Here is a 13,610-nt window from a genome sequence, read left to right as displayed (position 1 = left end):
ACATGGAAGACACCCTGAAAAACGAAATCGACTGGTGCCGTCAAATCATCGATTTGCGATTCGAACAGTATTTCTGCGCCGAAGACGACGAGCGTAAATTGCTGGATGTACACCTCTGCACACCACCGGAACCCGACACAGATTCTCCCTACGGCGAATCCATTTTACGCCTGCAGCTCAGTTTTGACGAACGCCTAATTCTAACGCTTGCGCTACTCCCCCACCTGTGTCCACAGGCACTCGACTCCTTTTTCTTGAACAACAAGGTACTTGGCAGGCCTTACACGGAATTCGGCGGATGGCACGGCAAAAGCCATTCGGGATTCCTGCCCACTTGCGAAACGGCGTTATTCTTACTCGCCGGAGACAATCTTGCGTTAAGGCTCCAGATCATGAGGCTTTTCGAAAACGACCAAAAACTTGTGTCGAGTCGACTTTTGCAACTGGAATACGGCGAACCCGGAGAACCCAAGAATTCAGCGGCATTGCGTCTATCTTCGGAATACCTAGAATACTTGACCACCGGTGTACAGAATAAGCCTGACTATAGCCTACATTTTCCAGCAAAGCGCATTACCTCTCGCCTAGAATGGGAAGACCTCGTTCTCGCCGATACAACTAGGCGCGAAATAAACCAACTAATCACCTGGATAAACCACTCCGAAGAAATTTTAGACGGTTTTGGGCTCCGCAAGAACCTCAAAAACGGCTACCGTGTACTCTTTTACGGGCCTCCGGGTACAGGCAAGACGCTGACAGCAACACTTATCGGGAAAAAACTAGGCATGGATGTCTACCGGGTAGACCTGTCGCAAGTTGTATCTAAATACATCGGCGAAACCGAAAAGAACCTCTCCAACATTTTCGACCAAGCCGAAAGCCGCAACTGGATTTTATTCTTTGACGAAGCGGATTCACTCTTTGGCGCAAGGACGCAGACCAACAACTCAAACGATCGCGCAGCCAACCAAGAAATTTCATACCTATTGCAACGAGTCGAAGATTTCCCGGGCATTGTCATATTGGCGAGCAACCTCAAATCTAACATCGACGAAGCCTTTTCTCGAAGGTTCCAGAGTTCGGTCTATTTCTCTATGCCCGATACAGATGAGCGTTTGACTTTGTGGAAAAATATCTTCGAAAAGACCCCGGTCGAAAACCGTGAAGAAATTTTCGAGTATTTTGCCGAGAAATATGAATTGGCCGGAGGCGCATTGACAAATGTAGCCCGATATGCGGCTATTTCAGCCATTATGGACAAACACGAAGTTATAAACAAATTAGATTTACAACAAGCTATTTCTAGAGAATTGCTTAAAGAAGGAAAAATTGCATGACAAACGTGTTTCGAAATATTACACGCATTTTAGCATTTTTACTGTTTACAACCTTGTATGCACACACCTGTGAGCTTTGCACCTACGAGGTTACTCCCGAAAACATCAAGAGCTATGAAACCGGTGGTAAGCTCAAAGACACCACCGAAGCGTTCAAAATTTTAGATAAGTACATCAACTGGTACTTCAATTCTCGCGACGACATGGCGCTGCAGCTATCGCAGGAACTAAAAGATTACCCCCATTTCTTGAAAACAGTCAACAACTATGTGCTAGAAACCTGGATGATGCGAGAAAAAATCATTAAGGAAGAATCTTGGCCCGACCCTATTGTAGACAAGGTTTGGCTCAACAAGGCGGGGATGGATTCACTCAAGAAATACATGGTTTTAGAGATACACGGCGACCTGTATTCAACTACCATACTCAAATTTTTAAACGAACTGCAAGGAGTGCGCTTTGCCGATTCACTACTTGCCCGCCGCTACGCATTAAGTCTTTTGGCCGCCTCGCTAGCCATCTGTTCTGACACAACTAACGCAGCATTCGCTATTTTCGATTCTGTTCTCTGGAATAAAGAAGAAATACAGGATCTTTTAAAACTTGTCGATAAAATAGAAACGCCACAATTTTCAAAGCCACCGACCTCCTCCAAGAAATCGACAAAAAAATCCACTGAGAAAAAATTATCAACATCGGAACACTTGACAAGGTATTTCAGCTGGTACCGAGGCCGAACCTGTAGCGACGAACGATGGTATCGCGTATTCACTAGGCTTGATACGCTCTACTCACACATATTTGAAGCCACTGTAAATGACGCCATGTTCCAAGACAAAGTCTTCGATGATACCAAGCCTATCGTATGGGACGACGCGGGCTGCGGTTGCAGTCACAAGGACCAGCTCAATGGGGACGTCATCGGCATATACCCCTATTGGTTCGCAGGCGACACCACCAAATGGGTAGACTTCAGCGCCATCACGCGCATTTCATTTTACGGATTGAGCGCCAACTCAAACGGTGTACTCCAAATGCCATCAGGAACTCGCGCCTTAACATACCTTGACAAAAAAGGGTTTTCCGATTTTGTATCGCAGGCGCATAGGCACTATGTCAAAATGGACTGGATTATCGAAAAATCCGATTGGAATGATTTGAAAAATCCTGAAAAGCTCAATGAGTTCTTCAACAAGCTCTCAGGCGAGATTAAATCTTTAGTAAATGTACATAACAATTCGCTTTTCCAAAGGATTGTAAACAAAATAAGTTTTTCGGGAGACGATTACGGTAACAGGGGCGATGGGATTACGTTCTATTTCAAGAACTACCCCACCGATTCCACGGCGACCTCATTATTCAATGAATTCTTTACCTCTTTGCATTCAGACTTACTTAAAAGTAACCCCAACATTTTCTTGAACATGATGGTAAACCGCCTCGACCTCACCGAAGATATATACGCACTCCGCATCGATTCCGGCGCAGTCAAGGGCCCCGAAGGCATCTACAGCTACACAAATTTTCGAAAAGTCATTACAGAACCCAAAAAAGAAAACGGCGACAACGCATCAACAGATGAAATTATAGACAACCTAAAAAACCTACTATTGGTCATCAACGAAGAGCCCCTTTCACGCAGCAAGCGACTCATCCACAGCGATCTGAGTTTGCAACTTAAAGGCGATAACAGACACATCGTCTTAAAAGCGCTCGCCCCCGTCATCTGGTTCGACAACCGCCAATGGGACCAGCTGAGCGACGACGCCACCTACTACAACGACTCTTACTACAGCCTAGGGATCGCCCCCTACGCCACCGACATCGGGGCAGATGAAATATGCGGCAATAAGGGTAACATCGGGGTATGCCTGAACGAATACTTCAAAAAAGACGACAAGGACATCACCTTCAGTTCCCAGATCCGCTCCGAAATTCCGTTCTTTTGCATGTACCGCTGGGCATTCCGCCTGTTGAACACCCTAATATACATCATGGCCATCGCTCTCCTACTGGGTTACTTCGGTTCGTGCACAGTGAGCGCATTCTTCGACAAGCATTTGGCCCTGCTCGTCAGCCTAGTTGTCATCCCGCCTGCATTCACCACGACCATCCTTGTGCTGTTCGACCCCGTGGCCACCTCGCTCGCCGGGACATTCCGATTCTTACCCATCATCGTGCTAGTCCTTTCTGTAATCACCGCATCACTTATAAAAATATACCGTAACGCCGACTTCCCCAAAAGGAAAATCAAATAACCACCAAGTGTCATCCTGAGCGAAGAACCGAAGGTTCGCAGTCGAAGGATCTCTACTTAAAGGAATACAACATGAACACCTACGCACAAAAATCCAAAACCACACAACGCTTTACCAACAACAACGCAGCCAACCTCATGGACACCTCGCTGCAAAACGCAAGCCTCCAACGCAAAGCAGACCTCATGGGGAATGCAATCCAGCGAGCCACCCTCGAAGAAGAGGAAGAACCCGCCCAAGGCAAGTTCATCCAGCGCGAAGCCATCCCCGAAGAGGAAGAACTCGCGTAAATGTCATTCCCGCCACCGAGCGGGAACCTCCTTCTCGTATAAAAGGACGTTCCCATGAATTCTACATACGCACAAAAGTCCTCAACCGTCCAAAAGGCCGCTGACACCAAAGCTGCCTCTGTCCTTGATTCGTCTGCCCAAAGCGAATCCCTTCAGCGCAAGGCTGACTTAATAAATGATGTAACATTGCATGGTGGTACTCTACAGTGTTTTACCGTTAGTGCAACTTTACGCACGAGTTTGCTCAAATATGGTGTTCCCAAAAATTTAATAGGGGCGATTGAAGCAAATCAAGGAATAGCGGCAGAAGATAGAAATTATGGTTGGACTCGTTTTACTTATAATGGTAATCGTGTTTACCATGTAACGAATGGTGCAGAAGGCGTTACAGTTTTTTATTGTAAAGATGCTACAGGAAATGCGGAAGTGTTGGGGATAGGATTTCATAATGATGAAAAAAAATATGAAAAAAAATACGGGACTCCATTATATAAATTAGATAAGTTTGTTTGTAAACGTGCTCAATGGGTAGGTTTGAAAGATGGGACTCTTTATTCAGGAAAAAAGAAGAATGATGTTATTAAATGGGATGACGTGTAATAAAAAGAATGTGTAATATTTGAAAATGCAAACGAAATACTCAAGAAAAAATAATATATCTCAAAGAATTGTTATTAATTCTTCTGCATCTGTTTTAGATAACTCCGCACAAAGCGAATCCCTTCAACGCAAGGCTGATATGGCTAACGCGGCCCAGCGAGTTGAAGCTCCACGACCGAATAACACGGGGATGCCGGACAATTTGAAGGCCGGAATCGAGAGTCTTTCTGGATTCTCGATGGACGATGTGCGTGTGCATTACAACAGTTCTAAACCCGCGACTGTGCAGGCGCTTGCATACACGCAGGGGACTGATATTCATGTTGCCCCCGGTCAAGAAAAATGCCTCCCGCACGAAGCATGGCATGTTGCCCAGCAAATGGCTGGCCGCGTTTCTCCAACCACGAATATTAACGGGATGCCGGTCAATGACAATGCTGCGTTAGAGCATGAAGCTGATGTAATGGGTGAGAAGGCGGTGCAATGTAAAGAGACTGATTTAAAAGGTTATTTCTCTAAAACATTGCAATGTACTAGTGGCTTAATACAATGTTTAAGAAACGTTGATTTGATTTGCGCAGCCGATGTTTTTTATGTTGTGAAAAGTGGAAGCAGTGATATTCCTGGTAAAGCAAAAGGAACGGGGTTTAATGACATCAATACGAAAGAAAACGTGATTAAAGTTTTTCAAAATGCTAGATTGAAAAATTTAAGCGAACTAAAAGCGGCTCAATCTGATGGAGATCGAAAGAATGTTTCTAATCCACCTGGAAAATGTGCTGAACCTCATGCTGTTGCGGATGCTCTAGTAAACGTTGGTCTAAATTTTGGAGTTGATTTAAGTAATGATGGTCATTTGCCTGAAAACGTCTCTATTCAAAGTATTATCGTTAGTGATGCCGTAGTGAGAAGATATAAATATAAAGAAGAGGGTAAACGAGATATTAATCAGGTTTTCAATAAATATGAAGGTGAAGATATTTCTAAAGACCCTGAAGTTCTTACATATGAACGTTGCCCAACATGTAAACAGTGGATCGATGATGATGGATGTGTAAGAGATTTTTATTTACAAAAAGATGAAGCACCTCCTGAAGTTGATTTTTCGGAACCCAATTTTGTTAAGAAAGTTGTAAAAAAAATTAGTGATACAGCTTTTCATAATGTTAGATTTTTGAATTCTCAGTTATCATCTCTTGAACCGTTTTATTCAGAACTTCCAGTTATAGAAAAAATTGATAGTGATGGAAGAATTAAATCATGCAAGGGTGAAAAAGAACAACTTGTAGCAGATATTCCAAGGATAATTTCTAGTGATGATGAGATAAAAGCTATAGATGAAAAAAATGGTTTACGAACTGTTATTAAGAAAAAAATGTTAAAAAGAAGAATTGAAGAAAAATATGGAACCAAAAAAAATAGATCTTTTAAATAAAGCTATTAAATGTGTTGATGATATAGCTGCTGTTGAAAAGAAGTCTCGTGCGGTAATAACTTTGTTACAGCAGTAAAAAAGAAGACGTGCCCCTCCCCACACACCATGTAAATTAGATTGCATATTATTCCTTTGCCAATAGCCCCAAATATACTGAAATGTATAGGAATAATTGCGACAAAGGAAAACAATAATCTTGATTCTGTAAAGGTAAATATTGAAAAGGATGCTTTACTATGAGTTCTGCATACGTACAAAAGGCCTATCCTGTCCAAAAGGCGGCTGACTCCAAATCCACCTCTGTCATTGATTCGTCCGCTCAAAGCGAGTCTCTCCAGCGCAAGGCTGACATGGCGAATAACGCTACTCAACGAGCGGAGTCTCCGCGACCGAATAATACGGGAATGCCTGATAATTTGAAGGCCGGAATCGAGAGCCTTTCTGGATTCTCGATGGACAATGTGCGTGTGCATTACAACAGTTCAAAACCTGCGACCGTACAGGCACTTGCCTACACTCAGGGGACTGATATTCATGTTGCCCCCGGTCAAGAAAAATACCTCCCGCACGAAGCATGGCACGTCGCTCAGCAAATGGCTGGCCGTGTTTCTCCTACAACAAACATCAACGGAATGCCTGTGAATGATAATGCTGCACTAGAGCACGAAGCTGATGTGATGGGGGGAAAGGCGGTGCAAATGAAATCAGACGAAAGCAAGACTGTGCAAAGAGCTACAATATGGAATGGAGTGGTACAAAAGATTGATCCTACAGGTTATTATTATCACATATGTTCAAAACCTTTAGAAAAGCCAATAAAACCAAATTATTATATGGATATAGGGGGGCGTAAAGATAGAGGCGATGACTTAGGCCCAGGATTCTATATGGGTGATTTTAATTTTTTGAGCCACTATTGCCTCAACGAATTTATTTCGGATCCTGATCTACCTGCAATACATATTTATTATATAAAACAAGATTTGACAACATCAAACATTGAGGATTTTACACTAAAAGAAAAAACGGGGTTCGATCCCGATGAGTTGTTTCAAATCGCGATGCAATTAGGATTTTGTTATACAGATGAAAATAATGTTGACGATAACCAAAGGCCGTTGGACTTATTAGCCGAAGAAGAAACGGAGAAATTAGACGAACAAAAAAAGAAAGAAATAGACGAACAAAAAATGGAGAAATTTGAAAAATGCGTAAACAAAATTTGTGGAGACAAAGATGTAAAAAAATAAATACATTTTTCACAGAAGCCAGGAAAAAAGCTATCTGGAAAGGATTTATTAACGATGTTGATCAAAGTTATATTACCCTTAAAGAAATAATTGCATTTTTCCACGGAAAAATAGATCCAAACGACGAAGAAATATTGGCAAATAACTTGGAAGCTAATTTACCGGAAAAATTTAACACCAAATCTACCGATTTCCAAAAGCGTCTCGAAACAGCTAAAACGATCATTCACAACACATTACGTACATTTTCCATGCAAGATTTTGATTCTTTTTTACAACGAAAAATACGTTATGAATACAATTCTTTGAAATGGGGAGAAGTCAAGCCAATACAAATAGCAATCCGTGCAGGCGCATCCGAAACTTTACTTAAGGATATTAAAGAAAATTATATTACAATTTTTCAAGACGATTTAATACCTAAGCAAAAGAGATCAACAGATAAGGGAACTAAACGGGAAATAATAACGAAAAACTTAAAAGAGAAGATAGAAAAGAAGATAGAAGAGAACCTAATGAAGAAGGAAACGGAAGATTCTAGCAAAAAGAAGAATTCAACTCCGTAATGGCAATGGCCAATAAAAAAAGGCAACTTATGAATACCACATACGTACAAAAAAACTCTACCGTCCAAAAGATTGCAGACTCCAAAGTCGCCTCGCTTTTTGATTCATCTTCCCAAAACGAATCCCTCCAGCGCAAGGCCGATATGGTCAACAGCGCTGTCCAGCGTGCAGAAGCCCCGCGACCGAATAATACGGGAATGCCAGATAATCTAAAATCAGGTATTGAAAGTCTTTCAGGTTTTTCCATGGATAACGTGCGTGTGCATTACAATAGTTCTAAGCCCGCCACAGTGCAAGCACTCGCCTACACGCAAGGCACCGACATTCATGTAGCGCCCGGTCAGGAAAAGCACCTGCCGCACGAAGCGTGGCATGTAGCGCAACAAATGGCCGGCCGTGTATCCCCCACCACGAATATCAATGGTATGCCAGTAAATGACAACGCCGCATTAGAGCATGAAGCCGATGTCATGGGAGAAAAGGCTTTAGAAACGAATTCCAATCCACTCCAATTAAAGAATAGGGATACTTCTTCAAAAGCCCTTCAGCGTTTAAAAACTGTATTGTTGAACGGAAATTCAACAGAAGAATTTGAAATAGGTTTTATTTTATTCGGATCTAGCAGATATGCTCCAGCGGGTAATCAAAGAGCTAACATCAGTAGAGATAATCCTGCTTTTGCCGGTATAATTAATGCTGGACATACTATGTTACATGGTTTAAGCCCTAATATTATGTTTAGTTATGGTTTTTGGACCGACAACATGAATGCAAAATTGGGGGCGGCTTTTAAGAAACAGATGGATGCTGACAAAGATAAAACAACTGGTGTTGTCGGCGAATATCGAAATGACACCCATTTATCGATGATTATGCAACCAGAAGAAATAAGAGTTGTTGTACGAGTATCGAAAGAAACATTCAATAAATGGCTAGAATTCGTCACTTCCGACAAGGGAGTCGTACGCTATACATTCCATCCGGGATACTCAAATGCAGGGCATAGATACGGCTTGGATAATTGCGTGTCTTTTGCTTTTTTGCAAATGACGCAATTTATAAACAACAATGAAAAAGAACTTAAAAAACAACATTTAGACGCTCAGCGCAACAATCAAAGATTAGAAGCTTGGCGCAAGAGGCAAGATTTAGACGCTTTGTACAAGATGCAAGATTACATACGGGCTTTTCAGGCTAAAATGCAGGATCGTTATAAAAAGACCCGTAATAGATCTGGACTCCAAGGTGTACTTATGGGCGTAACAAATGTTTTTGATGTAGGCGCAACCGAAGATCCTATTTTAAATGCATTTGATTTTAGTGGAGATTTGAGAGAAGATGATGACGTAATGGACCGCCCTGAATATAAACTAGCAGATGCCTATACAGGCCTTATTTATGGAGATGTAATAAAAGAAATGGCCGAGCAAGACTGTCGTAACATGATCGTTCAACCTATTCGTAGCAACGTCGAAAAATTTGCCAAACGTAGAATTCGGTTGTCGACACATTCTCGCTTTAAAACCCCGTACGATCATAAATTATTGTCTGCTTACGTTAAATTGTATACGAGTATATATCTAAAATTTTATACAGATACGATAAAAGAAATGGCTAAACAAGACGGTCGCGACATGAGAGTTCGACCTATTTATAACGATGTCGAAAAATTCGCTAAAGGACGAATTCGGTCATTGACTCATTCTCGCTTTAAAATTCTGTACGATCATAATTCCCCTTCTGTTAAATTGTATATAGATACATATTTGGAATTTTGCAAACAAATATCGAAAGAAGAAAGAGAAAGAAAAAGAAGACAAGATCGCGAAAATAAAATGCGAAGACAATTCTCTATGCTAGATTCCGAGGATTATGAAGATTGAGATGAGCAGAAAAGTGATTGAAAATATTTTAAGGGCAAGATTATTTTTGAATTTTAGGAAAGTGTAAATCAAGCCATATCTTCGTCTATCAATTGATTCCTTAGTAAAAACAAGCTGTTCACCAAATCTAATGCACAGCCGTTGAACGCTTAATGACTAGATTGTCAGCCCGCCCCACCATATTCTCCATATTAACGTCCCTTTTTAAAGAAGGCGCGTTAATACGTTCTTTATTCAAGACCTTAAAGAAAACGTGTTGAGCTGTTACTATTTGTAAAATAAGTAATAGCGAATTACACTAACAATGTGTATACAATAACATACAAATTAAAACAACGAACAGCAAATTGTTCGCCACACAATATTATTTTATTTGCAATTCTGGAATTTGAATATATATTCGTTTATAGGTTAACCTATGCAATTTGTACAACGTGAAAAAGAAAAAAAGAACCTGATAGATGCATATCAGGCCATGCGTCAGTCCGGCCGCCAACAACTGAGATTCGTCATAGGCGAAGCTGGATCTGGGAAAACAGTCCTGATAAACCAATTCCTCGATGAAATTTCCGCTACCACAGACCAGACGCTTATTGTTTCAAGTAGCTGTAGTGTACAGTCCGACTACAATATACCCTACCAGCCGTTCAAGGAACTGCTCAAGCAGTTGCTGAAAGATGTCGACGAAGAAGATTCCAAAAAAGAAAAGTTCAAGGAAGTTTTCCGTTTCTGCGCCAAGACGGTATTTGAGCATGCTCCCGACTTGTTGGGGAACTTCATTCCTGGAACGGCAATCATTTCTGCGATAGGCCAGAACCTTTTCCAGGATAAAGACAAAGAGCCCGCGCACTCCATAGACGAGTCAAAAATTGTCGTGCAATATGTTGATGCCGTATGCTCCATTGCCGAGAAATACCGTTTGGCATTGATAGTGGACAATCTTCAATGGATAGACCCGTGAAAACCTCCCGAACCTATTGAATAATCTGCAAATGCCACAACTCAAGCAATCTATCAAGAGCGTAAAAACTCTCAGCGACACAAGGGTTCAGATTTTTCAATCCATATCAACACTCACACTCTCGATCCTAAAAACTTATCCCCGTTCAAATGAATCATGTGTTCCGGCATTTCGGCAATCCACACTTCGGTATCCCAAGCTAAATCAGCAGCAAACTTTTTATAGGTTGCAAAGTCAAGTCGCTAAGTTCAACAATCCTCTTTGGGTCCATCGGTCCTACTGATGTAACGACCTCCACAAAGAAAAGCCAGTTCTTTTCTTCGTCATAAAAGACGACATCAGGCATTTTGTCATGCAAAGTAATAGCAAAGCCTAGCTTCTTTAGTGTTTCAACATCTTTCACTAAGTCTTTTTCTGTGGTGTCGCCCACATATAGACATTTAGAGCTTGGAGCAAAGCTTGGTGCAAAATTTTCAATAATTCCTGTTTCTCGGGAACGCCTAGCGCAATCAAAATATTACGAATTTTATCAACATTGTTCATGCGCAGGCCTCCTGAAGGATTTCATCACAGTTTTTTTCCGAAAAATCTTTGCTCTTTATAAGCATTCGACCCATTTCTTGAATCTGAAGCAAGTTCGGAATAGGCATAGAATTTACTTCGGTTGAATTGACCTGAGTTGAACATTTCAAAATTCTATAGTATGAATCATAAAGGGTTGAATTGAACAATACATACAGCCCTATGCATTAAATAAACAGTCACATTTTATCTATTTTTGCGATATCATTTTTCGTTGGAGAGAATATGAAAAGTTTCAAATTTCTTGCGATGTTACTCTTTTCCGCTCTTGTATCAAGTGCATGGGCAACAAACAAGACTCTTTCCGGCAGCGAGAGCTATGAGGCACAGGACGGTGACGTGCTGACAGGTTTGACATCGGGCACGGTGTCGATTGCCAACGGAGCAAAGATTACGCTAAGCGATGTTACCATCAGCGGCGGCATCGTATGCTCTGGAACAGCGGAGATTACCCTCGTCGGCACGAACAGCGTGAGTGGAGCAACAAATATGGCGGGCATTCAGGTCGGCGGTTCAGGCACTACGCTCACCATCAAGGGCAACGGCTCGCTGACGGCAAACGGTGCTAATAATTCCGCAGGCATCGGTCTGAGCCGTGCTTGGAAAGTGGACGCTACGGGTGGCGATATTGTCATCGAGGGCGGAAACATCACGGCGACTGGCAAAGGCATGGGTGCTGGTATCGGTACGGGCGTAAGTTTTGGTGATGATGCTAATCATACGGCTACAATCGGTAACATCACCATCAAGGGCGGAACGGTAACCGCAATAGGAGGAACAAATCAATTCTTTCCAGGCTGCGGTATCGGAAAAGGTGGTGCTTATTCCTATGGCAACACAGTTGTCGGTACGGTGACAATCACCACAGACATCGACCTCGTGGATGCATCGAGCATCAGCGAGATTGTAACATACAAACACGGTGAGACTGATGTGACCTCAATCGCCAGCGACTACTTTACTATCAACGAGGACGGAAACCGCCGAATTATCGTACCAAAGGACGATATCGATTACAACGTTACTATTGATGAAGAAATCACAGGCGGCACGGTGACGACGGACAAGACCACAGCAAAGGCTGGCGAGTTAGTTGCTCTGACCGTTACCCCAGAGTCAGGCTACGTTCTGCAATCGCTCACTGTTAAAGATGCATCGGATAATGATGTGTCCTTGTCAAACAGAGAATTTGTCATGCCAAGGGGCGGCGTGACTGTAAGTGCTACCTTTATCCAGACCACAGCGGCATTCGACGAAGCAACAGGCGTGCTGACGTTAAATGGCAATGTTGATGCAGACGAGGTAAAAGCATACGGAGCAATAATAGGTGACTATGGTGCCATTGTCAAAGAAAGCCCTGTAACTTCTGTTGTCTGCGAGCCGGGAACGGTGCTGCCTGCCGATTGTTCAGAATTGTTCTTGAATTATACTAATTTAATTACCATTGACCTGAGTAATGCCGATATATCAGGTGTTACCAATATGTCCAAAATGTTCGGATCGCGGAGTCTTACCACTATCTATGTCAACAGCGCATGGAGTATGGAAAACGTGACATCTTCCGATCAGATGTTCTATGGCTGTAACCTATTAAGAGGCGGCAACGGATCGAGGTGGGAAGATGTTCGAGTTGCTGTTTGGGAAAGCAACGGCAATGATCTCAAAGCAGCCAAAGCCAAAGCCAGCCGAAGCAGCTATGCCATTATCGACGGGAAAGGCGGACACCCGGGGTATCTGACCGTTAAGCCAAAACAGACACCATCTGCCCCGACTGCTAATGTTATTACCTATACAGGAGAAGCGCAGGAACTTGTCTCTGCCGGAGACGGTACAATGTTGTATAGCCTCGACGACGGTATTTATTCTGCCGAAATTCCGACAGCAACAGCTGCCGGAACCTACACCGTACATTATAAGGTGGACGGCAGTGACAACTGGAATGCCGTGATTGCGCAGACTGTTGAAGTGACCATCGCCCCGAAGGCCTTGTCCATTACCGCAAAGAACAAGACAATCGCCTACGGTGATGAACCTGCAAACGACGGCGTTGAATACGACGGCTTTGTCGCTACAGACAATGAAGATTCATTAAACGGCACGCTCGTCTATAGCTTTGATTACAAGCAATATGACGAAGTCGGCAAATACACTATTACGCCAAGCGGCCTGACTTCTGACAACTACGACATTACTTTCGTCGATGGCGAGTTGACTGTTGAACAGAAAAAACTCACCGTTACGGCCAAGAACGACACGATTACCTACGGCGATGAACCGCCAAATGCTAGCGTTGAATACAGCGGCTTTGTCGGCGAAGAAGATGAGTCGGTTTTGAACGGAAGTCTAGCTTACGAATGCAAGTACGATAGGGGTGGTGCTGCTGGCAAATATGATGTTACGCCGGGTGGTCTGACGGCCGAAAATTACGACATTGAATTTGTTACAGGG

Annotated in this window: 7 protein-coding genes and 5 pseudogenes; 10 read left to right on the top strand and 2 right to left on the bottom strand. The window is 42.7% G+C overall.

Going from position 1 to position 13,610, the window contains the following annotated elements; all coding sequences use genetic code 11:
* Nucleotides 1-2 precede the first annotated feature (2 nt).
* From BUA93_RS15525 to BUA93_RS15485, 9 genes and pseudogenes are all read left to right on the top strand, one after another.
* Nucleotides 3-1,337: an ATP-binding protein gene (locus tag BUA93_RS15525; RefSeq protein ID WP_072980990.1), complete on the top strand. Its 1,335-nt coding sequence runs from the start codon at nucleotides 3-5 to the stop codon at nucleotides 1,335-1,337.
* Nucleotides 1,334-3,595, top strand: coding sequence for a hypothetical protein (locus BUA93_RS15520; protein WP_072980962.1), 2,262 nt, complete (start codon nucleotides 1,334-1,336; stop codon nucleotides 3,593-3,595). The genes BUA93_RS15525 and BUA93_RS15520 overlap by 4 nt, the downstream gene beginning before the upstream one ends.
* A 71-nt stretch (nucleotides 3,596-3,666) precedes the next feature.
* A complete protein-coding gene (locus BUA93_RS15515; RefSeq protein ID WP_072980960.1) occupies nucleotides 3,667-3,885 on the top strand; it encodes a hypothetical protein in 219 nt (72 codons plus the stop codon).
* A 54-nt stretch (nucleotides 3,886-3,939) separates the two neighbouring features.
* Complete coding sequence (locus BUA93_RS15510; protein WP_072980959.1) at nucleotides 3,940-4,485, top strand: hypothetical protein; 546 nt, start codon at nucleotides 3,940-3,942, stop codon at nucleotides 4,483-4,485.
* A gap of 25 nt (nucleotides 4,486-4,510) precedes the next feature.
* A pseudogene (locus BUA93_RS16850) lies at nucleotides 4,511-4,963 on the top strand (DUF4157 domain-containing protein); the annotation flags it as partial.
* A 1,349-nt stretch (nucleotides 4,964-6,312) separates the two neighbouring features.
* Nucleotides 6,313-6,612: pseudogene (locus BUA93_RS16845) on the top strand (DUF4157 domain-containing protein); the annotation flags it as partial.
* A gap of 515 nt (nucleotides 6,613-7,127) precedes the next feature.
* A complete protein-coding gene (locus BUA93_RS15495; RefSeq protein ID WP_139258129.1) occupies nucleotides 7,128-7,736 on the top strand; it encodes a hypothetical protein in 609 nt (202 codons plus the stop codon).
* A pseudogene (locus tag BUA93_RS16840) lies at nucleotides 7,736-8,221 on the top strand (DUF4157 domain-containing protein); the annotation flags it as partial. The gene BUA93_RS15495 and the pseudogene BUA93_RS16840, both read left to right, overlap by 1 nt.
* A 1,816-nt stretch (nucleotides 8,222-10,037) precedes the next feature.
* Nucleotides 10,038-10,580, top strand: coding sequence for an AAA family ATPase (locus BUA93_RS15485; protein ID WP_072980955.1), 543 nt, complete (start codon nucleotides 10,038-10,040; stop codon nucleotides 10,578-10,580).
* A 113-nt stretch (nucleotides 10,581-10,693) separates the two neighbouring features.
* On the opposite strand, the pseudogene BUA93_RS16430 reads toward BUA93_RS15485, so the two are convergent.
* Both BUA93_RS16430 and BUA93_RS16835 read right to left on the bottom strand, forming a co-directional pair.
* Nucleotides 10,694-11,061: pseudogene (locus BUA93_RS16430) on the bottom strand (BsuBI/PstI family type II restriction endonuclease); the annotation flags it as partial.
* 58 nt (nucleotides 11,062-11,119) lie between these two features.
* Nucleotides 11,120-11,323 (bottom strand): annotated as a pseudogene (locus BUA93_RS16835) (DNA methyltransferase); the annotation flags it as partial.
* Nucleotides 11,324-11,387: 64 nt separating this feature from the next.
* Between BUA93_RS16835 and BUA93_RS15470 the strand changes: the two are divergent.
* On the top strand, nucleotides 11,388-13,610 hold a 2,223-nt coding region (locus BUA93_RS15470; RefSeq protein WP_139258128.1), incomplete at its 3' end, for an MBG domain-containing protein.

This window comes from Fibrobacter sp. UWH4, from assembly GCF_900142475.1.
Lineage (GTDB): Bacteria > Fibrobacterota > Fibrobacteria > Fibrobacterales > Fibrobacteraceae > Fibrobacter.
Note: the sequence above shows the minus strand (reverse complement) of the source record. Positions and strands in the feature narration are given on the sequence as shown.

Excerpts from the sequence above, each read along its gene's own strand:
- BUA93_RS15525 (WP_072980990.1), top strand. The coding sequence starts at position 3 with ATGGAAGACACCCTGAAAAACGAAATCGACTGGTGCCGTCAAATCATC.
- BUA93_RS15520 (WP_072980962.1), top strand. The coding sequence starts at position 1,334 with ATGACAAACGTGTTTCGAAATATTACACGCATTTTAGCATTTTTACTG.
- BUA93_RS15515 (WP_072980960.1), top strand. The coding sequence starts at position 3,667 with ATGAACACCTACGCACAAAAATCCAAAACCACACAACGCTTTACCAAC.
- BUA93_RS15510 (WP_072980959.1), top strand. The coding sequence starts at position 3,940 with ATGAATTCTACATACGCACAAAAGTCCTCAACCGTCCAAAAGGCCGCT.
- BUA93_RS15495 (WP_139258129.1), top strand. The coding sequence starts at position 7,128 with ATGCGTAAACAAAATTTGTGGAGACAAAGATGTAAAAAAATAAATACA.
- BUA93_RS15485 (WP_072980955.1), top strand. The coding sequence starts at position 10,038 with ATGCAATTTGTACAACGTGAAAAAGAAAAAAAGAACCTGATAGATGCA.